Source organism: Arthrobacter sp. MA-N2 (genome assembly GCF_000517125.1).
Taxonomy (GTDB): Bacteria; Actinomycetota; Actinomycetes; order Actinomycetales; family Micrococcaceae; genus Arthrobacter; species Arthrobacter methylotrophus.
In genome coordinates, this window is record NZ_KI912155.1 from 1454704 (window position 1) to 1476872 (window position 22169).

21 protein-coding genes are annotated in these 22169 nt (G+C 62.8%); 6 read left to right on the plus strand and 15 right to left on the minus strand.

Features of this window, described 5'->3' with window-relative positions; all coding sequences use genetic code 11:
* Nucleotides 1–40 precede the first annotated feature (40 nt).
* From A3M3_RS0107430 to A3M3_RS24135, 5 genes are all read right to left on the minus strand, one after another.
* Nucleotides 41–664 carry a hypothetical protein gene (locus A3M3_RS0107430; protein WP_028265818.1) on the minus strand — a complete coding sequence of 208 codons (624 nt, stop codon included), beginning with the start codon at nucleotides 662–664 and terminating at the stop codon, nucleotides 41–43.
* Between the two features lie 103 nt (nucleotides 665–767).
* The gene (locus A3M3_RS0107435; RefSeq protein ID WP_028265819.1) at nucleotides 768–1943 is read right to left on the minus strand and encodes a cation:proton antiporter; all 1176 of its coding nucleotides are present in this window, start codon (nucleotides 1941–1943) and stop codon (nucleotides 768–770) included.
* Nucleotides 1944–1979: 36 nt separating this feature from the next.
* Nucleotides 1980–2372 (minus strand): hypothetical protein, encoded by a 393-nt coding sequence (locus tag A3M3_RS0107440; protein WP_028265820.1) that lies wholly within the window; start codon nucleotides 2370–2372, stop codon nucleotides 1980–1982.
* Nucleotides 2365–2937, minus strand: a complete 573-nt coding sequence (locus tag A3M3_RS0107445) for an SRPBCC family protein (RefSeq protein WP_028265821.1) — start codon at nucleotides 2935–2937, stop codon at nucleotides 2365–2367. The genes A3M3_RS0107440 and A3M3_RS0107445 overlap by 8 nt, the downstream gene beginning before the upstream one ends.
* Nucleotides 2938–2943: 6 nt before the next feature.
* Nucleotides 2944–4098 carry a sulfite oxidase gene (locus tag A3M3_RS24135; protein WP_035741482.1) on the minus strand — a complete coding sequence of 385 codons (1155 nt, stop codon included), beginning with the start codon at nucleotides 4096–4098 and terminating at the stop codon, nucleotides 2944–2946.
* A 333-nt stretch (nucleotides 4099–4431) separates the two neighbouring features.
* On the opposite strand from A3M3_RS24135, the gene A3M3_RS24140 reads away from it, so the two are divergent.
* Nucleotides 4432–5034 (plus strand): DUF1214 domain-containing protein, encoded by a 603-nt coding sequence (locus tag A3M3_RS24140; RefSeq protein ID WP_051423000.1) that lies wholly within the window; start codon nucleotides 4432–4434, stop codon nucleotides 5032–5034.
* A gap of 1 nt (nucleotide 5035) precedes the next feature.
* The gene (locus A3M3_RS0107460; RefSeq protein ID WP_081736722.1) at nucleotides 5036–5689 is read left to right on the plus strand and encodes a DUF1254 domain-containing protein; all 654 of its coding nucleotides are present in this window, start codon (nucleotides 5036–5038) and stop codon (nucleotides 5687–5689) included.
* Nucleotides 5690–5705: 16 nt separating this feature from the next.
* On the opposite strand, the gene A3M3_RS0107465 is transcribed toward A3M3_RS0107460, so the two are convergent.
* The 5 genes from A3M3_RS0107465 to A3M3_RS0107485 form a co-directional block, all read right to left on the minus strand.
* On the minus strand, nucleotides 5706–6347 hold the full coding sequence (locus A3M3_RS0107465) for a dihydrofolate reductase family protein (RefSeq protein WP_028265823.1): 642 nt from the start codon (nucleotides 6345–6347) through the stop codon (nucleotides 5706–5708).
* Between the two features lie 156 nt (nucleotides 6348–6503).
* Nucleotides 6504–7421, minus strand: coding sequence for a DsbA family protein (locus tag A3M3_RS24145; protein ID WP_051423002.1), 918 nt, complete (start codon nucleotides 7419–7421; stop codon nucleotides 6504–6506).
* 168 nt (nucleotides 7422–7589) lie between these two features.
* Nucleotides 7590–8345, minus strand: a complete 756-nt coding sequence (gene aqpZ / locus A3M3_RS0107475; protein WP_081736723.1) for an aquaporin Z — start codon at nucleotides 8343–8345, stop codon at nucleotides 7590–7592.
* Nucleotides 8346–8666: 321 nt separating this feature from the next.
* Nucleotides 8667–10007, minus strand: a complete 1341-nt coding sequence (gene dctA, locus A3M3_RS0107480; protein ID WP_028265825.1) for a C4-dicarboxylate transporter DctA — start codon at nucleotides 10005–10007, stop codon at nucleotides 8667–8669.
* Between the two features lie 59 nt (nucleotides 10008–10066).
* Nucleotides 10067–11206, minus strand: coding sequence for a PrpF domain-containing protein (locus tag A3M3_RS0107485; protein WP_028265826.1), 1140 nt, complete (start codon nucleotides 11204–11206; stop codon nucleotides 10067–10069).
* A gap of 127 nt (nucleotides 11207–11333) precedes the next feature.
* Here A3M3_RS0107485 and A3M3_RS0107490 point away from each other — a divergent pair, with 127 nt between their 5' ends.
* The 4 genes from A3M3_RS0107490 (at nucleotide 11334) to A3M3_RS24150 (ending at nucleotide 17204) form a co-directional block, all read left to right on the plus strand.
* Nucleotides 11334–12263, plus strand: a complete 930-nt coding sequence (locus tag A3M3_RS0107490; RefSeq protein WP_028265827.1) for a LysR substrate-binding domain-containing protein — start codon at nucleotides 11334–11336, stop codon at nucleotides 12261–12263.
* Nucleotides 12264–12757: 494 nt separating this feature from the next.
* Nucleotides 12758–14551 (plus strand): RICIN domain-containing protein, encoded by a 1794-nt coding sequence (locus tag A3M3_RS0107495; protein ID WP_155854308.1) that lies wholly within the window; start codon nucleotides 12758–12760, stop codon nucleotides 14549–14551.
* A gap of 332 nt (nucleotides 14552–14883) precedes the next feature.
* The gene (locus tag A3M3_RS0107500) at nucleotides 14884–16080 is read left to right on the plus strand and encodes an NAD(P)/FAD-dependent oxidoreductase (RefSeq protein ID WP_028265829.1); all 1197 of its coding nucleotides are present in this window, start codon (nucleotides 14884–14886) and stop codon (nucleotides 16078–16080) included.
* Between the two features lie 626 nt (nucleotides 16081–16706).
* Nucleotides 16707–17204, plus strand: a complete 498-nt coding sequence (locus tag A3M3_RS24150; RefSeq protein WP_051423302.1) for a MarR family winged helix-turn-helix transcriptional regulator — start codon at nucleotides 16707–16709, stop codon at nucleotides 17202–17204.
* Here the strand turns inward: A3M3_RS24150 and A3M3_RS0107510 are convergent.
* The 5 genes from A3M3_RS0107510 to A3M3_RS0107530 form a co-directional block, all read right to left on the minus strand.
* On the minus strand, nucleotides 17182–17460 hold the full coding sequence (locus tag A3M3_RS0107510) for a hypothetical protein (RefSeq protein ID WP_155854309.1): 279 nt from the start codon (nucleotides 17458–17460) through the stop codon (nucleotides 17182–17184). The genes A3M3_RS24150 and A3M3_RS0107510 overlap by 23 nt on opposite strands.
* A 137-nt stretch (nucleotides 17461–17597) precedes the next feature.
* Nucleotides 17598–18350 (minus strand): SRPBCC family protein, encoded by a 753-nt coding sequence (locus tag A3M3_RS0107515; RefSeq protein WP_028265831.1) that lies wholly within the window; start codon nucleotides 18348–18350, stop codon nucleotides 17598–17600.
* A gap of 21 nt (nucleotides 18351–18371) precedes the next feature.
* Nucleotides 18372–19226, minus strand: a complete 855-nt coding sequence (locus A3M3_RS0107520) for an FAD binding domain-containing protein (protein ID WP_028265832.1) — start codon at nucleotides 19224–19226, stop codon at nucleotides 18372–18374.
* The gene (locus A3M3_RS0107525) at nucleotides 19223–21592 is read right to left on the minus strand and encodes a xanthine dehydrogenase family protein molybdopterin-binding subunit (protein ID WP_028265833.1); all 2370 of its coding nucleotides are present in this window, start codon (nucleotides 21590–21592) and stop codon (nucleotides 19223–19225) included. The genes A3M3_RS0107520 and A3M3_RS0107525 overlap by 4 nt, the downstream gene beginning before the upstream one ends.
* A complete protein-coding gene (locus A3M3_RS0107530; protein WP_028265834.1) occupies nucleotides 21589–22101 on the minus strand; it encodes a (2Fe-2S)-binding protein in 513 nt (170 codons plus the stop codon). The genes A3M3_RS0107525 and A3M3_RS0107530 overlap by 4 nt, the downstream gene beginning before the upstream one ends.
* Nucleotides 22102–22169 lie beyond the last annotated feature (68 nt).

Sequence of the window (22169 nt, forward strand, 5' to 3'; positions counted from 1 at the left end):
GGATAAGCCCGTCACCAGGTGAAGGCGGTGCCGGGCGGAGTCAGGAAAGTACGACGACGGCGGGCGGGCCGCGCCTGCTGTCTTGCCTGAGGTTCCGCCACGGGCGGGGGAGGAATACGGTCGGTGCGCTGAAAGCTTGGGCCGAGTTGCCGGCGTCGGGCCGGAAGATCAGGCGGATGAGCTGCAGGAGCGGACGGAGCCACGCTGCGAGCTGCCACAGGGCCTGCTCGCCCTTGGCCAGGAGCATTGCCGAGGCGGCCGTAGCGACGGCGTGTCCCATGAGCATCAACCAGCTCAGGGGAGTGTCGGTCTCATGGAGATGCGTTGTTTCGGCCCCCAGCGGCGCGGAAAAGTGCTCGGCGGCTAAATGGTGTTCCGGTGACCTCGGAGCCAGGCCGGTGAGTGGGCCGAAAGCCGTGAATGCTTCGTGCAAGGCGAGCTGACCGGCTCCCAGAAGCATGGCGATGGCCGGGAAACCGAGTTTGAACCGCGTGGCGAGAGTCGTGGCGAGGCCCGTCAACGCGAGGACCGCGAGCAGGACCGGGGCTACGGGAAGCTCGCCGCCGGAGAGGACGTGGGCACCGGCGGCAAGGGCCACAATGGCGACCGCCAGGGCGCTTGAACGCATCGCATGGAAGGGTGTCCGGACAGGCGATATGCGCACGGGTTCCTCCCTCGGTTGAGTCCAATCACGTCAGTGTACTGGTTCTTGGCTACTTCACCATCCAATGGACAAAACATGTCGAAACGCCACGGCGAATGGTCCGCTAGGCGGGGTGGGTCGGCCTGCCCTTGGAGGGCTCGTTGGGCGCGGGTTCCGAAAAAGCGCGTGCCGCCCTCGAACCTGCGATGGTGCTTGCCCCGATGCTGACGAGGGCTCCAAGGATCATGGCGGCGGCTTCGCCCGGTTCAAGCAAATGTAATTGGGTCCCGATGGTTGCGGCGGCAACGGGCACGCCCAGCTGGGATGCCGCCAGCACCGCGAGCGGAAAGGGCTGCCCGAGGATCCGAAGACTTCCATGCACCACCAGGGTTCCCAGGCCAAGGCAGATGCCAAGAAGAACCATTCCGGGACTCCCCGCGAGGGTCCGGAGGTCGAGTGATGCGCCGAGCCAAACGAAAAACACCGGCCCCAGGAATCCATCGCTGACGGCGAAGAGTTGATGGGCAAGGCGCCGAGGTTCACCCACCGCGGCAACCACCAGGCCGAAGGAGAATCCCGCAAGCATGATGGAGACATGGCCAAGGACTGCCAGCCCCGAAAGCGCGAACAGCAAGGCCAACTGGATCCGCAGCTCCAAGGCGAACTTCCGGTCTTCGGACATGTCATGCAGCCGTCCGCGGTTGCCGCTGTTCTCCAGCCAGCGGAGTAAGAGGAACAAGACCATCGCGCAAGCAGCGACGACGGCCGCACCCACGGCTGCCCGGCCCGCGTTTGGTGGGTCAACGGCCAACGGAAGCGCCACAATGCACGCAATGTCGGCGATCGCCACTTGCGCCGTCGTCGCCAGCACCTTCGGTCCTCTCAGCCGTAGCGAGTCGACGATCGGCAAGACCAGCGCCGCCGAGGAGGAAGCGAGCAGCACGATGTAGAGGGGGGCATGTCCGGTGCCGAAGGCCATGGCAATGGCGATTCCGACGACGGCGGCCAGCACTGCGGCGATACCGGTACGCAGGGCCCCGCCGCCCAGTGCGGGACGGATGGCCTTGTCACGCACGGGAACATGGGTCCCGGCGACGAACATGATGAGGGCGAACCCGACGTCGGCAACGAAAGTGAACGTGGGATCCGAGGAGTCAACCAGGCCCAGGCCCGTGCGCCCAATGGCAATGCCGGCCAGTAACTGTCCCAGCACCACGGGAAGGTGCCACTTCCGAGGCAGCGCCAGCAGTGGTCCGAGGAGCGCGACCGCTGCGATCAGCGAAAGCTGAAAGAACGACACACGTTCCTCCTTCTACCGGCGTTGGTCGGCGGTGGTTTACCGGGGCGCGTCAGCCAGTTTGAGCGGAATGTCAGTGTTTTCGTTTGTATAGTAACTTGCGCACACCCGATGGTAGCCATCTGCCACCTGCGCGGGAATGCCCCGGGCAAGGTCGCCCTTGACCATGAGGACAGGCGAGAGCTTCTTGCCCTCCTTGATCTTCTTGAGGTCCGACGCCACGTGGGCGTTGTCCTCGGGCAACAGCACCAGCCGGGCGGCCCGGAGGATGTCCTTGGCCTTGCGATGCTTAATGGGTGCATCCTTGAGCGCCGCGACCACGGAGGCAACGACGTCGTCGGATTCCAACAGGGACAAATAGTCGGCCGCGCTTGGGTAGTCCTGGTCCTCAGGCTGCGGCAACCAGCGGACTTCGCCTTTGTCATCAGGCATGCGTTGTACTCCTCGGCCAGCGGTAACGGCTTGCAAACGTCGGCGGCGCCGGACGGGGGACCTTAGCGCGGTCCGTACCGGGACGTCGTCGTCGTAATTCCAGGGCGAGGCTTTCTTGGCCGCGCGCCATCGCCCAACGGTGATTCGCCGCAAAAGCGGGCTTGAGCAGCCAGCTTAGCCGCCGGAGCAGCGGTTTGGATGTGCTGACACGCCAATCATAGGTGACCACCGTTTCCGGTCCATCCTGTTCGAAAGTCCAGCGCCCGGTACCACTCAGGTCACCGCTTGCTGAGATTGCGAAGCCTCGCTCCGTGATGGGTTCGGTGACCGTGAACCTCCAGCGCAGGGTGTACGGCAGCCAACCCTTGGAGTGCAGGGAGAAAGCCCTCCCCGTGCCGTCGGCATTTCCCGGGTCGAGCGGAAGAACCCTCAAGTACACCGAAGGCCACCAGCGGGGTAGCGTTGCGGCGTCGCCCAAAATATCCATGACCTCATGCGGGGTCCCCGCAACGCGCCAGACGGTGAGGAACTCGTAGCCGGCCCTGTTCTTGGAAGCGCCGCCCATTGCTGTCTACTCCTCCACCGTGACGGTCAGCCGCTGGACGTCGTTATTACCCATGCCTTGGTAGTTCCACTCCGCGGTCTCCGGCTGGGTCCGGCCGGTGGAGTCCGTGGCCCGGCACGCCAACTCATGGGAGCCTGGTGTAGCAATCCAGGTGAACGTCCATCCGCGCCACGCGTACCGACCCCCGGGCGGTTCGAGGTGGGCTTGCTCCCACGCCCCGTCCACACCGACTTCCACGTTCGCCACGGTTCCATGACCGGACCAGGCGCGGCCGCTCAGCTGGACGGGCCCGGCCCCGACGGTGCGTTGGCGCGTGAAGAAGTCAGGGATGCCGGGGGGAACCATGAGGGAGCGGACTTTGATGCGCTGAACGGGTTCGCCGGGATCGTCGGCGTTTTGGGTGTAGCGGTAGGAGGCGAGCTGTTGGAAACCATCGAAGGTGTGGTCTATTGCCGTGATTGATTGCAGCCATTTGACGCTGGTCATCCCGTACCAGCCCGGGACCAGCAGCCGGACAGGGTAGCCGTGCTGCGGTGGCAAGGTTTGACCGTTGACCTCATAGGCGAGCAATACGTCGTCGGACATTGCTTCCGCCAGGGTCAGGCTCCGCGCGTACTGATGCTCCACTCCGCCCTGAATCCCGCGGTCCGCCCCCGTGAAGACGAGTTCGACGGCGTCCGGTGAGACCCCGGCGTCGAGCAGCAAGGGAGCGAGTGGGGTACCGGTCCACTCGGCGGTGCCCACGCCGCCCTGGTCCCACGGCTGGCTCATGGGCCGCGGCTCGAGCCGAGAGCGGCCGTTGCCGGCGCATTCCATTGTGACGGCCTGGGTGCGGCGCTCGCGCTGCTGGAGGTCAGGCAGGGTGTACTCGTGAGGGTGGTCCACCAGGCCAGCGATGTTCAGTCGCCAGGACACGGGATCAATCCGGGGGACATCGAAATGGACCAAGAGATAGTGCATGCCAACGGGGGTGACGGGCCATCGGAGCATCTCCAGGGGCATGGCATGGTTGCGCGAAGCCAGTTGCAGTTCTTCGCGGGTGATGGGACCGGTGCTTGGAGTACCCGGTGCGGTTCCGGGGGCCGGGGCGGTTGCGGTGGCTGTGGCGGCCGAGCTGGCAACAGCGGTGCCCTCCGCTGTGCGGCGGGTCTTGACGCTCATGATCCCAGTATGGGCGTCCGGAATGGCGGTGTCACTGGCATTTGGATTCCCTGTCCGACGCCGGGCTGTTGGGAAAGTATTCTTCATTGAGTTGGTCTTTGGGTCTCCCGCCCGTGGATCGGGACAGATGAAAGAAGGAGGGCCTCCATGAAGATCCGAGCCCCGCGACTCGACGTGAGTGGCGTTCTCGTTGTTTGGGCCCTGATATTCGGGCTGTGGCAACCTTTTATATGGTGGCGGGGGATTGTCGCTGCCGTATGTTTGGTCGTTGCGCTGTGGGGCTTTGTTGGATGGTACCGGCGTCGTCTTACGCAGGGGCGGTAGCTTGCGATCATGGTAAATGCCCTCGCGTGGTTCTCGCAGTCCGGTGTGGTGCAAGGATTGATTCTCGGTGCCGTGCTGGCGTTCTTGACGGCGATCCTCGTGATGAATGCCGTGGGCAGGACGGTCACAACCACTGTCAACGGGTGGAGTGCCATCCGCCAATGTGGCCAGCCGGGCAACGGAGTCCTCGTGCGGGCCGCGTGCGCCAAAGCCTTGCCGGTCGTCAATGTGTTTGAGGAAGCCGCGTACTGGACGGCTACTGTGGATGGCTCAGGGCAAACGCTGAGCGGCCGGCATGGGTACGTCCTGCATTTTGCGGCCGGGAAGCTCCCGCCGAATGACGCCTTCTGGTCGCTCACGCCGACCGATACGGTCGGGTATATGGTGGACCATCCGACTCATCGCTACAGCGTTGGTGACCGTTCGACCCTCGCGCAGAATGCCGACGGTTCAGTCGATATCTATCTCCAGCATCAGGCTCCGAGCGGGCAAGAGCAGAACTGGCTGCCAACTCCTTCCGGGAAGTTCAAGCTGACGTTCCGCGTGTATCTGCCCGGGGCCGCGATTCTCGACGGCACGTACCAATTGCCGCGCATTGTCAGGGCGCATTGAGATGAACCGCCTCATCTTGAAGTACGGGCGTTCCCTTACAGCCGTGATTCTGGCGGTCTTCGCTTGGGTCATCTACCGGCGGATCTCCAGCGGGGATGGGATCATTCCACTAGCCATAGCGGCAGTCATCGTATGGGCACTAGGGGCGCCCGCTTTCATTTATCTCTGGCCGCGACTCACGGTCAATGGATACAAGAGGGCGATTACCAAGCATGGGTTCGGTGACGGCCCGGTCCCCGTCAACACGCTGTACGCCGTGCCCGGCACCTCGTCCCCGTCGGCGTCGCGCGGGAGCCTTATGGCAACCGGAGCCGATGATTTGCTCTACGTCGGCGGCTGGCTCGACTTGAGCAACGGGCCGCAAGTCCTGCACGTACCGGACATGGCCGGGCGCTACTTCAGCGTGCAGTTCACCGACCCGTCGAAGAGCACAAATTTTGCCTACGTCGGCAAACGCACCACGGGAACCAAAGCCGGGGACTACGTCCTCAGCGGGCCGGGCTGGAAGGGAAACGTGCCGAACGGCATGACGCAGATTTCTTCGCCAACCCACTCCGCGCTCGTCATTGGCCGTGTCTTCGTCGAAAGCGAGAGCGATCTTCCGATCGCCTACGCGCTTGCGCAGCAAATACAGCTCGCGCCGCTGAAACAGTAGTCATCCCGTGTGAGGGTTATCGGCGAAAGGTGACGTGGATGATGCCGCTTTCGGCGGTCTCTGACGTGACGGTGTATTCGCTTTCCAACCCCCGGAGATCGTCCCAAAGCCGTATTCCACGGCCTAGCAGGATCGGGGTGATCCCGACATGCAGCTGATCGACAAGCCCGGCCCTGAGGTAGTCGCGCACGACCGTGGGGCCCCCGCCAATACGCACGTCCTTTTCGCCCGCCTCACGGCGCGCTCGTTCAAGCACGTCTTCCGGGCTGGCATCCACGAAGTGGAAGGTTGTATCGCCAGTCATCGTGAGGGCAGGGCGGGGCGTGTGAGTGAGGACGAAGACGGGGACGCGGAAGGGCGGCTCGTCACCCCACCAGCCATTCCAATCGGGGTCATCGGGGAAGTTATGGAACCCGAACATGCCGGCACCCATGATCTCTGCTCCGACCCCCTCGAAGTAGGCCTCTGCGTATTTGTCGTCGACGCCGGACGTTCCTTCTCCGCTGGTGTCATGCAAGACCCGCTCACGGAACGTGCGGGTGGACGTGTATGCCTCAACCAGACGGCCCCAATCCAGGCCAAACGGATTCTCCGGAGTTGCGTCGGTGGTGGTGGCGAAACCATCCAGCGAGATATTCAGGTCAACTCGAACAGCCATGGTGTAGGTCCCCTCAGATCAGTGGTTGCCTTGTGCAATCACCATACTTGGTGGCGAGATCACCTTTGGGGAGTTCGGGTGCGAACGGTGCAGTCTCACTAACACCTTCGGCAGTCGGCCGGAGCTTGCACCGGGCATCAATAGTCAACGGTGGAGCTATCGGCGGCCCTGTGTATCAGCAGGCTTGAATAATGGTCGATCGAGGCTGTTGATCGCTGTCTGGATGTCGACGTTCAGGTCGGTCTTGCCGTTCCACTGCTTGCCATCAATGAACACGGTGGGCGTGCTCGTGATGCCGGTCGCTGTCGCTTGCTGGGTGGCGATCTTGACCCATGGTCGGAACTGCTTGCTGTCGACACAGAAGTCGATTTTCGCCGCTCCAACTTCGGTGGCCATTGCCTTCAAGTCCTTGTCGGAGATCCCGGCGCTGCCTTCAGCCGGCTGGCGCTCAAAGAGCAGGTTGAAGAATTCGGCGTACTTCTCAGGCGAGGAATTCACCACGCAAGCAGCTGCATTGGCTGCGCGTGAGGAGTAGTTGGTGGCGGCGCTCTGGTCCAGCAAGCCCAGCGAGCGGTATTCGAGGGAGATTCTTCCTTCGTTGCGGAGGTTGGTCAGGGACTCTCCGTAGGTGGTTTCGAAGCGCTTGCAGTTTGGGCAGATGAAGTCGACATAGGCAATAACCTTGACGGGCTTGCCGGCCTCGGCCTCGGAACCCGGAACTGTCACAGTGGCCGGTTTGGTGGCCGCCGGGGCCGGTACGTCGGCAGCATTGACGGTGGCCGATTCTGACTTCACAACTTCGGTGTTCGCCAGAAGCGTCACGCCGCCGTGCACATTAGCGTTAGCCGGCGTGGGACCTTGGTCGGCAATGGGTGCGTTGTTCTGAACGTTACCAACAACCACGAATGCCACCACCGCGATGATGACGGCGATGGCAACCACAATTCCCCAGCCGACCAGAAGCGTGTTGCGCTTCTCCCTCCTCAACTGTTCTTCGCGGATTGCGCGCGCTTTTTCCCGCATCTGGGTGGTGCGTTCAGCCTTGGACAGGGGGGATTCGTTTGCGGGGCTCATCAGTTCCTCGGGATAGTCGACGGCATCATTGAAAAGCTAGGGCAGCGGGGCGCTGTGTCACCTTCGGAGGGCAGGGCCGTCGGCAGATATCGCGCGGCGTTGACCCGCTAAGCGGGACTACGCCCCGGCACCAGAGACTTGCTGCTCTGGGAGGAAGGGCCTTTCCATTCAGGCCCGCTTCGGTTCGAATATCAGCCTGTGGAGCAAGGCCGCTGTGATGGCTCCTGCTATGGGTGCCGCTATGAAGACCCAAAGTTGGCCGATGGCCCAACCTTCTGAGTAGATTGCAGTGGCGACGGAGCGGGCCGGGTTCACCGAGGTATTGGTTACCGGAATGCTGATGAGGTGGATCAGCGTCAGACTAAGGCCAATGGCGATGGCCGCGAAGCCCCTTGTCGGGCGCCGGTCCGTGACGCCCAGAATGACCAGCAGGAAGATTGCCGTCAGGATGAATTCGATGCCAAGCGCTGCGGCTAGCCCGAATCCTCCAGGGGAGTGCTCTCCGAAACCAGTGGACGCGAACCCCTTGGCGCGGGCGGCACTGAAGAACCCATCGGGACCGCCTGACGCGATTGCCGCCAGTAAGCTCGAAGCGAATATGCCGCCCACCATTTGGGCCAGGACATAAGCTGGGACGTCCTTCAAGGGAAAGCGCCCTGCTGCTGTTAGGCCGATAGTCACAGCAGGGTTGAAATGTGCTCCGGAGATGTGGCCGAAAGCGTAGCCGCCGGCGACGACCGCCAGACCGAATGCCAGTGCCACTCCCACATATCCGATGCTCCGTGCGGCGAACAATGCCGCCCCCACGCCTCCAAAGACCAGTATGAACGTGCCGACGGCTTCCGCGCCGAGTCGTGAAAGCAACGCCGGGCCGGTGTCGAGCGTTGCCGTAGGTGCTGTGGTCTGGATGCTGTCCTCAGCCATAGTGCGCCTTTCGGGTGGATTTCAGGGGAAGGCCGAACGCTATTTGTTAGCCACGTAACAGGACAAAGTGACGGAACCGTCTGCCCCTGGAAATTGAGAGATAGCACCTGTGTGGAGAGCTTGTGGTCGTCGCGGCCACGAGCACCACTGACCGCGTCGGGAAAGTGTACGGTCAGGCCGTGTACCGACTACCGGGGCCAGCAAGTTCGAAGACAGCTCGTGGCATGGGGATATGTTGACCGGACTAGAGGCGGCGAAGCGTCCCGCCGAGAGCCGGCGGTCTGGTGTCGCGTGCGGCCTTATTAAGGACCCGCCGATTCGTTAGTTCCTGATTTCGAAGGGTTCCTTGGCTGCATAGGCCAAGGCTGGTTCGGTCAGCTGGAGATTTTCCGCCTCGGTAGGCACGAAGCCGGATTTAAGCTCGGATTGGAGCTTCTCGGTGTCGAGCGCGTGCTGCCACTTGGCGATGGCGACGCACGAGACGATGTTGGCGACGGTGCTGGTGAGGGCGCGGGCTTCGCTCATGAAGCGGTCGATGCCGACGATGAGGGCCACGCCGGCAACGGGAAGTGTAGGCATGATCGTCAGGGTCGCGACGAGGGCGACGAAGCCGCTGCCTGTCACGCCCGCTGCGCCTTTGGAGGTCAGGAGCATCATTCCGAGCATGAGGAGGATTTGGTCCCAGCTGAGGTGGATGTCGCAGGCTTGGGCGATGAACATCGAAGAGAGCGTGAGATAGACCGCGGTACCGGTGAGGTTGAAGGAGTAGCCGGTCGGGACTACGAGGCCGACGACTCCGCGGTCGCAGCCGATGCGCTCGAGCTTGGAGAGCAGGCGCGGAAGGACTGGTTCGCTTGAGGACGTGGCGAGGACGATGAGGAACTCGTCGCGGAAATAGCGCAGGATCCGCCAGAGACTGAAGCCGGTGAGCTTGGCCAGGATGCCGAGTGCGACGACCACGAAGATGATGCACGCGGTGTAGAAGGCGAGGATCAGCATCCCGAGGTTGCCGATCGAGTGGGCTCCGTACTTGCCCACTGTGAATGCCATGGCGCCGAACGCTCCGATCGGAGCGACCTTCATGAGGTAGCCGAACACGACAAACAGCAGCTTGTTGAAGCTGTTGACCACGTGGAGGGCCAGCTGGCCTGGTACGCCGAGTTTGGTGAAAGCGAAGCCGCAGAGCATGGCGATGAGGAGCACGGGCAGGACGTCGCCGTCGGCGAAGGCTCCGACGAAGGTTGTGGGGATGAGGTTCAGGAAGAAGTCCACCGGGTTGCTGCTGGGCAGCTGGGTTGTGTACTTCGAGGCGACCGAAGTATCGAGGTGGGCGGGGTTGATGTGCATGCCCGCTCCCGGCTGGAAAAGCATGACCGCAGCCAAGCCCAAGGCCAGGGCTACGCCTGTGAGGGCGTAGAACAGTCCGAGTGAACGAAGCAGGGTCGGGCCGATCTTCTTGGTGTCGGTCAGGGAAGTGATGCCGCTGACGATGGTGCAGAAGACGATCGGCGCGATCATGAACTTAACTAGCTTCACGAAGCCGTCGCCGAGCGGCTTGAGGGAGGAACCGAGGTCAGGCCACAATGCGCCGACGAGGATGCCGAGCCCGACCCCGATGAGTACCTGGACATACAGGTGGCCGAGGATGGATTTGATCTTCATTGAACAACTTCCTGGGTGAGTGCCCCAAATCCGTGATGGCAGGGGCATGGTGGGAAGGGCTAGGCCGTCTGCGCGACAGGTTGTGCGACGTTGATGTCGGCCGCGGCGAGATGGCGGGCCGCCCGATGCAGCACTACCTCGGTGACGTTGCCGTTGTTGTCGGTGACGACTTCGGTGGTGATGACACCGGCAGGTGTTCCGATCCGCAACAGACGGGGTCCCTGGTGAACCCTGCCTGCGGAAGGCAGCACCTTGGCTACCACCGATCCCGGCAGCGCAGCAGCGACGGAGACTGCCACCGCGGAGGTGAGGCCGATGGCTGGGTGCGGCGTCAGCATCGAGAGCATGCGGACCCGCAGATCATGGCTTTCCGCCGTGATCCTCGTTCCGTCGGCTGCGGTATAGTCGCAAGGCGCTGCCACAACACCAACCTTCGGAACAGCATTCTGCGGAGGATCTTCGGGCTTCCTGAGCCCCATCGCGAGACTGGCCGAGGCACGGGCCTTCAGGAGACGGGGCAGGTGCTCGGCGAGGTTGCCGGTCATCGACGACAGGTCGATGCCTGCCTCATCCGCCAGGATAAGGGCTGCCGGGGCCCCCGCGTCGACCAGAGTCGCTGTGAGCGTGAGGCCGCCGACGGCGATTTCGTCGGTCACGTTTCCCGTGGGCAGGACAGCGCCGGTGGTCCTGCCCCATGGGGCGTGGAAGGAGAGGCTCACGGGGACCCCTGGTGCGCTGCTGCCGGGAACCGTGGCAAGACCCGACGTCGGAATGCTGCCGCCCGGGGTCGCGATCGTGCCACTGAGCACTGCCCCGGTGTTGAGGTTGCGCATGCTGACCCGCGTTGTTCCCTCCCCGGGAGGAACGACACCTGACTGGACCGCGTAGAGGGCGATCGCAGTGGCGCAGTTCCCGCAATTGGAACCGAGCTCCACGGTCGGGTCTCCGATCCCGACCTGGGCGAAGAGATAGTCGAGGTCTGCGGGTCCATCAGGTGTGGCCCAGACCACAGCTGCCTTGGACGTCGTCGACGTCCCGCCGCCGACACCATCGAGCTGACGGGCATCCGCGGCGCCGAAAGCATTTGCCAGCAGCCCGCGGATCTCCTCATGGCCTGCAGCATGCGGGGCTACGTCTTTGGCGTCGAAGAGCCAGCACTTGCTAGTGCCGCCCCGGTACCAGTGACCGCGGAGTTGCATGGTCTTCTTCCTTCAGGTGTCGTTGTGTCGCGCCTCACGGCGCCTGCTCCTTCTACGATCCACGGAGCCAGACTTCAGCACAATCGCAGGATTCTCGACTACCGTTCACTTTCGCTAAACTCAATGCATGGCCGACCTTGACCTGCACCGGCTCCACCTGCTCCGTGAAGTAAGCCGTTCAGGCTCCCTCACGTCCGCCGCGACGGCCCTCTCTTTCACGACGTCAGCCGTCTCCCAGCAGATCGCGAAGCTCGAACACGAAGTGGGCGTCGCGCTGATCGACCGGCATCCACGGGGCGTCGTGCTCACCGACGCAGGCCAGGCACTCCTGCGCTACGCAGACGACATTGACAGGACAATCGAGGCCGCCCGGGCCGAGATGGGCGAGTTCGCCGGGCTACGGCGAGGCCAACTACGCATGGGCACGTTCCCCACCGTCGGCGCATCCCTCATGCCCGACGTCGTGCTGGCCTTCCGCGCCCGCCACCCCGAGGTCGCCGTCACGGTAGTCAGCGCGCGCCGCGACGGCCTGCTCGATCGGCTGCGGCGGAGGGACATCGAACTCACCCTGCTGTGGGACTACCCATGGGAACGCATCGAGGACGAAGACCTGACTCTCATTCGCCTTATGAACGACCCCACCATGCTGCTCGTACCGAGCGACCACCCTGTCGCGGCACACCGCTCGGTGGGGGTCGACACGCTGAGAGACCAGGAGTGGATCGTCCGCGACGAACACCCCGTGGCCGACGTCCTCCGACGGGTCTGCCGCGATGCCGGCTTCGAGCCGCGCATCGCCTTCGCCGCCAACGACTATCAGGAAACGCAGGGCATGGTCGCCGCCGGCATCGGCATCGCACTGGCCCCTCAGCTCGCTCTCAGTGCGCTGCGCCCGGACATCATCGCCGTACCTCTCGCCGACTCCCCGACACGCAGGATCCTCCTCGCCCACCTCGCGAACCGCAGGCTCAGCCCCGCCGGGCAACAGGCAGCATCCGTGTTCCGGTCTACGGCCAAGAGGCTGCAAATCCCCGGCAGATCCACAAGGACTACCTGAACCAAATCGTCACGGCCGCACCGGCGAGTCACAAAGCGGAACCCAATGACAGCCGTCCGGCCATCCATGCGTGTTGACGATGGCCAGTAGTCCGGCGACCATGCACACCCTAGGGTGCTGTCGGAGCACGCAGCCGCAGACTCGTCACAGTTTGGCAGTTGGTCTGTACTAGTAGATGGCTGCTGCTCGTCGGTGGGGACCATAGGCAGCAGCCATCTGAACCTCGGGTTTCGTTTCGCTTGCATAGTGAGTGCGGTGGCCGACTTCGAGTTCCGAGTCATCATGACCAGCCCATCACTATAAGACGTTGTCTGGCTATAAACACCACACAGAGTGTGGATCATTGCTGATTTGAAGGGGGGAGGGGCGTGGTTTTGGTCATGTCGAGGCGGTTTGGTGATGGTTTGCGTCGTGCTGGGAGCGTCAAGAGGGCTCGCATGCGTCGATGGCGCTTTGGGCTGGCTTATTTTGCGCTTATGGTCCTTCTGGGAGGCATGGCTGTCCCGATTACTTCGACTGCTGCTTATGCTGTTGACTTCGGTGGCCCGAACGTGAGTGCGGCCGCGAACCCGGATGTGCGGAACATGTCCGATGCGGCTGTGCAAAATCTGGTGCAGGAGATCCTCAGGACTTCCGGCCCCACCATTCAAAGCGTGGTACCCCGATCGGATTACTACTGGAATGACATGGTGGTCGCTTTTAGTTACCGGCCGCCGAATGATGTCTTCGTCAATGGGATTTCGGATAATGGGGGTAACCGTCCGTTCGGAGACCAGCCTTGGAATTTGGCCGGCTCTCTCTCTGGAGAAAACATTGGAAACTTTGTTTTCGCTGCCCCCATCAACACGATCAATCCATACCTGGGGGTACTGGAAGATGTCGGCCCTAATGCAGCCCTCTATGCCTATGTGGTTCGAGCGCCAGGCGGTATCGACCTTCGCGCTACGGCCGGCGCGGTTCCGCTTCCCGGACAGCTTGCTGAACATTCGGTCGGCTATATTGGGGGAGTCCGGTCAGAGTTCATTGCCGGGGCTATTCAATACAATGATCGCGCCCCCGTTCGAGCATGGGAGAACCGAAATTCCATTGTTCAGATGCCCCCGGTTGTAAACCCGGAGAACCTGCCGGTCGAACGTTGGCACAGCGGTCATCCTTTTGGCAACGCTTCGGTGTCTTACACGCCGCCCTTCTTCGATGGTCATGGCGGGCCGAGCTTCACGACGCCTGTCCCCGCGGGTGCTCGATTGCCTCAATACTGTGTAGCCGAGTTGAGGTCGGACCGTGCAGCTAGGGCTGCCGATTCGGCAGGCTCGCAATGCATACTTCAGGCAGGGGCAGGTAGCGTCAAATTCGGGTCTGTACCCGACCCGTATGACGGGCAATCGTTCGCGATGCGGCCGAAGTTGTTCCATAACAGGGCATTGGACATGAACAAAGAGGTGACGACCTGGCCCGCGAATGAGAATCCCCACCAGATCTTCATCCCTGAGCGTGTCAGCGCGAGCCCAGGCTACTACCGCCTCAAGAATGTTATTACCAATCAGTATCTAATACACGATGGCACCAATCTCCTAGGTGTTCTCTATAGTGATTCGGATCGCGCGATGTGGAGATTCGAGCGCACGGGTGATGGCTGGTTCCGGATTATCAGTAAGGACGGCCGATTCCTGACCCGGCCGGTAACCGACTCGAACTCGGTGTTCGTGGTCGATTCCACGGGCGGGGTGCGGGATCAGGACCAGTGGAATATCGCTCGCATCGGTGGCGAACCGCTCAATTACGATCGTATTTCGCCTAGTGCCCAGCCGATGACTCGGGCGCTCGGAGCCCCGCCGGGAGTCCCGGGCGGTTCCTCCGTGACCGTTCAAGCACCTTTCAACAACCCCGGCTCCACGCAAAGGTGGCGCTACACCTACGACCCGCACCGTGGTGCATACATCTTGGGAAACTACGCGAGCACCACCGTGCCAGGACGGTGGCTCAACCTCGCTCGGAGGAGCACTCTGTATCCGGGAACCACTGTTGAGATGTGGGACGGTGGGCACGACGACCAGTACTGGATCGTCAGAAAGAACCCGACCGGGTTCTACGAGTTCCTCAACTACGACATGCCAAAGACATTCGGATTAACAAGCGTAGAAGTGTACGCACTCACGACTTCCAGCACCGCAATCGGGACAGTCGTCAACGCCCGGCGCTATGGTCTGGGCAATCAGTATGGTGCCGACACTCAGCAGTGGCAGATCTGCCTCATGCAAAGTTACGACTCCACCCTCTGCGAACGGTAATGATCAGCTGACTGGCCAGAATCGGACCAAGGCCTAGAGCGCGGGACTGCTGCGTCAGTGCGAGCCTTCACAGATTCAGTGGCTCTCTGCGCCCGGTCATGAAGGGGGATGCGCCAAAGGCGCCTATGGTCGACGACGGCACGCCCGCCCAGGAAAGGAACTCAGGACTACTGCGGGGCTGCCGCCCCTCCCGACGAGCTGAGAGTCCTTGACCCAGTGGCGACTTCTTCACCTTAAGCCACTGCCTCTTGCCGCCCACGTAGGCTCTGGAACACGGCGACCGTTGTTTAGCCCCATAGGCGCAGCGCTCGGTTCATCGAAAGGGTTTACACATGAGCATCCACCACGAGATTCTGATCATTGGCGGCGGCAACGCTGGTGTGAGTGTCGCAGCGAGACTCCGTCATTCCGGACGGACGGACATCGGCCTGATCGAGCCCAAGGGGGTGCACTATTACCAGCCCTTGTGGACCTTGGTCGGGGGAGGCTGCGCCTATCAGGAGGAATCCGTCCGCCCCCAGTCCTCGGTCATTCCCCAAGGGGTTGCCTGGATCAAGGATGCTGCCGCGAACATTGATCCGGAAGGGCACAGCGTCGCTCTCGCCTCGGGCGGGACGGTTACGTACGACTATCTCGTTGTCAGCCCGGGTATTCAGCTCGACTGGGACAAGGTCCCCGGCATGGCCGCGGCTATCGAGTCGCCTGCGGCCTCAAGCAATTACCGCTACGACCTCGCCCCCAAGACCTGGAACATGATCAAGAACCTGACCTCCGGCACGGCCGTCTTTACCCAGCCGTCCGGGCCGATCAAATGCGCCGGAGCTCCACAGAAGATTGCCTACCTTGCGGCAGATTACTGGCGCAGCCAGGGGGTGCTGGAGGACATCCGGGTGGTGATGGTTCTTCCCACGCCGGGCATGTTCGGGGTCAAGGTCTTCTCCAATGAACTCGAGCGCGTGGTGGCCGAATACGGAATCGAGGTGCGCTTCAACAGTGAAATGGTCGAAGTGGACCATTCTTCCCGGACCGCTGTCATCGCGGACGGCAAAGAGGGGTCCAGGGAATCGCTGCATTACGACCTGCTGCACGCCGTGCCGCCGCAGTCGGCCCCCGACTGGCTCAAGCGCACGCCGTTGGCCGATCCTGCCAGCCCTGCCGGGTACGTGGAGGTGGACAAAAACACTATGCAACATGTCCGCTACCCGGAAATTTTTGCCCTGGGTGACGCCGGATCCACTCCGAACTCAAAAACCGGTGCGGCTATCCGCAAGCAGGCCCCGGTGCTGGTGAAGAATCTCCTGGCTGCGATCAACGGTGCGATCCCGGTGGCCCGGTACGAAGGCTACTCCTCCTGTCCGCTGACGACAGCGCGAGGCAAGATGCTGCTGGCTGAATTTGATTATTCACTTCAGCCGGCCCCCAGCTTTCCCTTTATTGACACAACGAAGGAACGCCGTGACATGTGGCTGTTAAAACGCTACGGCTTGCCGTTCATGTACTGGAATCTGATACTCAAAGGCCACGCCTGAACAGGACGTAGGGGGAAGCGCCATGACAATTGCGGAGACTCCTTGGAGGACATATTCGGCTGAAGCGCGGGTGTCAGAGACTGTTTCTGTCGTCCCTCGATGTCTTGGCCTCGCGGACGAACTTCCAAAGCGAAACCGCAAAGCAGAAAGCGACCAGACCTCTGCATTTGCAGACTCCTGACAATTTTCGTTTTGGTGCGCTATGCGGCAAGTGGGCCCGGCCGTTGATTTGCAAGAGACCGGCGATGTCGGCGTCGGGTTCGTATTGGTCCAGCAGGACCTCCCGGGGAGAGGGAGAGCACGAACAATGAGGCGTACCCAGCTCCGGTGACATAACCGCGCGCGGCCGATATTTGCCCCGCCGCGCATGATGATCCACAGCGCCCGGGTCACGGCCTAGAAGAAAAGGGGCGGTAGGATCAGCCCCCACCGCCGCGGTATTACTGAAGACTTGTTCGATCCGAATGTGCGGACCGGCTCGCGTGGCCGGAATTCAACGTGGCCGGAATTCAACATAGAAGAGTGGCGGCCTGCATCCGAGCTCTCTAGAGCGGTCGAACGAAGCTCGTCCTCCGCCCGGCTAACCCCCAAGCCCCATGAATCCCCTCACGGTTACAATGGGAAACATGCCGGACATTGAGCGTTGGCCTACCGGGCGCTTGTTGTCGACAGCGGCCCGGCTGGTGGAACACGCTTGGGATGAGAATCTCAGGTCGATCGGCCTTACCCACGCCGGAGTCATCGCCCTGGAAGTCCTTGCAGCCACGGGCCCCATCACCCAGACCACGCTGGCGCAGATCGTGCGGGTCCAGGCCCAAACCATGGGCCAAACCCTCAATAGGCTCGAAGCCCACGGCCATGTGGCCCGCCGTCGAAGTTCCGAGGACCGCAGGGTACACGTCGTCTCGTTGACCAGTGCCGGCAAGGAAGCCCTGGAGCAGGCTCAGGAATCGGAACAGCAAGTCCTGGCCAAGGTGTCCATCGATACGTCGATGTTCAGGCAGGAATTGAAAGTGCTGGTCCGGGAACTGGCAAACAATCAACAATTTGAGACCAAGGGAGATCCCGCTTCGAGGCCTTTGCTTCCGCAGGACCCGAGGATTAGTCCCCGCGCGAGTGGGTAGCCGTCACCTCGCCGCGGGCAGCCAACTCGTCCAGGACCCCGTCGTACCAGGACTTGATCCCGAACTCAGGCTTCCCGATGTCGAGAAGCCTGAAGAGAGCGTCCGCTAGGAAATTAAGTTCGGCGATGGACAGACTGGCAAGCCCCCCGACTGGATCCAGTTCACCCTCCAGGCATGAGGCTAAGAGCGCGTTCACAGCGCAGTTCCAGCCGTGCGGATCTTCGGGGAGGCGGGGGTCCGGCGAATCATGGGTCACTCCATGGCAAAGTTCCGAGGGCCGGCTGCATAACCCACCCTGATGATATCGACGCCTTGAGGCGCGCAGCAAGACCGCCGCGCCGTCCGAAGCCAGCATCAAGCGAAGCCGGCATCGGCACGGGCTCAGTGGTGCGTTCAGTCCTTTCCACACCGCCGGACAAGCCAGGCGACCAGGACCAGCACAGCGGCGACGCAAAACACCGGGCCGAAACGGCGAACCAGGACCGGCCACATGGCCGAACCCAGATCCAATTCCGACGACGGCGCGGACAGCGGCGCAGTCACAGACGCAGACACAGCCGGAGGCGCAGCCACCGGTACCGCGGGACTCGCGGTGGTGGGTCCGGCGGCGGGCTCCAGGGGCTCCGCCACCTCGCCCCCAACCGTCCCGGACTCGGCAGGCGCCGCCAAGTCTCCGCCGTCGGGCTCGGCATCCTCGGTGGCCCCGCCGCGCGCCTTCCCGATCACGCACTGGACAAACTGCGCCAACAACTTGTCCGAAATGTCCTGGATGACGCCCCGGCCGAATTGGGCCGGCTTACCGGTGACGTTCATGTCGGTGGTGACGTCTACCGAGGTGCCGTCACCGTCGGGGCTCAGCACTGCAGTTATCGTGGCGCCTGCGGTGCCGTTGCCGCGCTTGTCCTTCCCCGTGGCCGAAATGACCACCGTGTGCGTTTCTTGGTTTCTCTCGAGAAATTCGCCGGTTCCCGTGTAGATCATCGCTATGGGCCCGAGTTTGACCTTGACCGTGCCGGTGAACTGGTCGCCGTCCACGGACGTGAGAGTCGCTCCCGGGAAACAGGGCGCTATTTCTTCCAATTGGTTGAAGGAATTCCACGTGTCCTCCAGCGAACTGGGAACCACGAAGTGATGTTTGAGTTCCACGTCTTCCTCTCGCCGTATCCGTTAGAGCCCGGTGGCCGCGATAACGGCCCGCTTCGTCAAGACCTCGGCCAAGTGGCGTCGGTAGCTCGCGTCCCCGTTGAGATCACTGGCCGGATCGGTGCCATCGGCAGCATGCGAGCTGGCGGCGGCGATCGCTTCCCGGGTCAATGAGGCACCGATCAGTGCCTGTTCGACGGCGGTGGCCCGCAAAGGCGTGCTGGCCATGTTGGTCAGTCCGATCCGGGCTTCGGCGATGGTGCCGCCCTCGACCCGGACCATCGCGGCCACCGCGACGATGGACCATTGCTGGGCGACCCGCGTGAACTTCTCATAGTGGGAACCCCAAGCGGTGTACTTCGGCACCCGGACGTGGGTGAGGATCTCGCCGTCGTCGACGGCGGTGGTGAAGTAGCCCTGGAAGAAGTCCGCCGCTGCTACGCGGCGTTCCCCATCCGGTCCGCTAAGGATGAACGTTGCCTCTGTGGCCAGTACCGGCGCCGGCATGTCGCCCGCCGGGTCGGCGTGCACCAAAGCGCCCCCGAAAGTGCCGCGGTGGCGGACCTGCGGATCCGCGACCGTCGCCGCGGCCTGGGCCAACAAGGGCACATGTGCGGCAATGAGCGGGTCGGTGGCGATCTGGTGGTGCGTTGTCATGGCTCCGATCAGCAGGGCATCGCCGTCGTCGCTCACGCCGGACAGCTCGCCGATCCGGCCTAAGTCGACCACCATCGCCGGGTCGGCCAGGCGTAGCTTCATCACGGGGATGAGGCTTTGCCCTCCGGCCAGCAGCTTCACGTCGTCGCCGGCGCCGGCCAGCGCTTCCAGTGCCTCAGCGACCGTCGTGGGCGCGGCGTAATCGAATGCGCTCGGAATCATCGCACACCTCCGGTCATCTTGGCTTCTGCAAGGGCGGCCCACACACGCGAGGGCGAACAGGGCATCTTGATGTCATTCACGCCCAGATGCCGCACTGCGTCGAGGATGCCGTTGACAATGGCGGGCGTCGAGGCGATGGTCCCGGCCTCGCCGACTCCCTTGGCACCGAGCTGGTTGGTGGTCGAAGGGGTCTCGGTGCGCCCCGTCGTGAAGTGTGGGAGGTCCGGTGCGCCGGGCACCAGGTAGTCCACAAACGAGCCCGTGACCAGGGTGCCGGCGTCGTCATGTACGGCCTCCTCATAAAGGGCCTGCGCGATTCCCTGCGCCAGGCCGCCGTGGACCTGGCCCTCCACAATCAGCGGATTGACCACCACGCCCACATCGTCCACGCAAACGTACTTGCGGACGGTGACTTGTCCGGTCTCAGTGTCTACTTCCATGGCGGTCAGGTGGGTGCCGTGCGGGAAGGAGAAGTTCTGCGGATCGAACGTGGCATCCGAATCCAGATTGGGCTCGAACCCGTCCGGCAGGTTGTGCGCCGAGAAGGCGGCGAAAGCAATTTCACCGAGTGCCGTGGACTGTTCAGTGCCCTTGACGCTGAACTTGCCGTCCGTGAACTCGATGTCTTCTTCGCTGGCCTCCATCATGTGCGCGGCAACAACTTTGGCCTTCTCGATCACTTTGTCCGCGGCAGCGAGCACAGCCATGCCGCCGACGGTCAGCGAGCGGGAGCCATAGGTGTCCAGGCCCCGTTGGGAGGTTTGGGTGTCCCCGTGCAGTACCTCGACATTTTCGAAGGGTACGCCCAGCCTGTCCGCCACGAGCTGGCTCCATGCGGTTTCGTGGCCTTGGCCGTGGGCTGAGGAACCGGTGACCACCTCGATATTGCCCGTGGGCAGCACCCGCACCTGGGCGTGCTCCCAGCCGCCGGCTGCGTAGCTGAGCGCGCCGAGCACCCGGGAGGGAGCCAGCCCGCACATTTCGGTGAAGGTGGAGATGCCGATGCCGAGCTGGACGGGATCGTTGCTTTCGCGGCGCCGCGCTTGTTCGGCCCGGAGCTCGTCGTAGCCAAAGAGTTCCACGGCCTTCGCCGTGGCCGCCTCATAGTTGCCGGTGTCGTATTCGAGCCCGGCGACGGTGGTGAAGGGGAATTCCTCGTGCTTGATCCAGTTCTTTTCCCGCAGCTCCAGGGGATCCATGTCCAGTTCGACGGCGAGTTCGTCCATCAAACGCTCGATCGCGAAGGTAGCTTCCGGTCGACCCGCACCGCGGTACGCGTCGGTCCATGCCTTGTTGGTGAAGAGGTTGGTGCATTCGAAGCGGTAGGCCGGGAACTTGTAGATGGAGTTGTACATGAAGGCGCCCAGGATCGGGATTCCGGAGGTGACCAGGCCCAGGTAGGCGCCCATGTCCGCCAGCAGATGCACGTCCAGTCCGGTGACGATTCCGTCCTTGGTGGCCGAGAGCTTCAGCTTCTGCACTTGGGCACGGCCGTGGTGCGCCGCCATGAGGGACTCGCTGCGGGTCTCGGTGTATTTGCAGGGCTTGCCGGTGTGCCGGGCGGCCAGCACGGTGATGGCTTCTTCCGGGGTCACCTGAAGTTTTCCGCCGAAGCCGCCGCCCACATCGGGGGCGATCACGCGCACTTTGCTTTCCGGAATGCCCAGCGTCAGAGCCAGCATGAGCCGCAGAATATGCGGTATCTGGGTGGCCGACCACACTGTGATCTGCTCACCCGTGGGGTCAACCAGGGTCGATCGGGGTTCCATGAAAGCGGGGATGAGCCGCTGCTGGTAGAACGTGCGCTCAATGAGGACTTCGGCGGCCTCCAGCGCCTCGGCGACCGGCGTGCCGGTCCCGGCCTCGCCCGAGTCAAAGATCCAGGTAGCCGATTTGTTGGTCCCCAGGTCCGGGTGGGCCAGCACCTCATCCTTCAGCGCTTCCTCGAGGTCCAAGACGACGGGCAGCTCCTCGTAGCTGACATCCACCAGTTCGACGGCGTCACGTGCGGCGGCCGCGGTGCGCGCAACGATGCACGCCACCACTTCGCCCGCAAAAGCCACGGTATCGACGGCGATCGCCGGGTGGGCCGGAGCCTTTTGCTCCGGCGTGATCGGCCAGGCGTTAGGCAGGCTTCCCTGTAGCTCGGCCACATCGGTTCCGGTAAGCACGGCAACGACGCCGGGCGAAGACTTCGCGCCGGAGGCGTCGATAGAAATGATCTTCGCGTGGGCGAACGGACTGCGTACCATGGCCAGGTGCAGCATGCCCGGGAGCGTGATGTTGTCGGTGTATCTGGAACGTCCCGTGATGAGGTGCGCGTCTTCCTTGCGGAGGCGCGCCCGGCCGACTTCAGTGGTGGTCATGCCACACCTGCCGTTTCCGTTTCGTCGCTGTCCGCGGAAACCGTACCGTCTGCGGCGGCCTGGACCGCTGCGACAATGTTTTGATACCCGGTGCACCGGCACAGGTTTCCTTCCAGGCCGTCCCGGATTTCCTGCTCGGTGGGGTGCGGGTTTTCGTTCAGCAGGGACGCGGATTGCATGATCATTCCAGGCGTGCAGAAACCGCATTGCAGCGCGTGGCATTGGTGGAACGCCTGCTGGAGTGGGGCGAGTTTGCCGTCCCGGGCCAGGCCTTCGATGGTGGTGATGCTGTGGCCGTCTGCCTGGACCGCGAACACGGTGCAGGATTTGACGCTGACTCCGTCCAGATGGACGGTGCAGGCGCCGCAGTTGGTGGTGTCGCAGCCGATCAATGTGCCGGTCTTGCCGAGCCGTTCGCGCAGGTATTGGACCAGCAGCAATCGTGGCTCGACATTATCGGTGTAGCTCACATCATCGACGTGGACGGTGATCGTCTTGGAACTCGCCATGGGGATCTCCTGTCGTCTTGGAGGACGAGCACGACGGCCCGGCATCCAGTCCTGATGTGACACAGGTT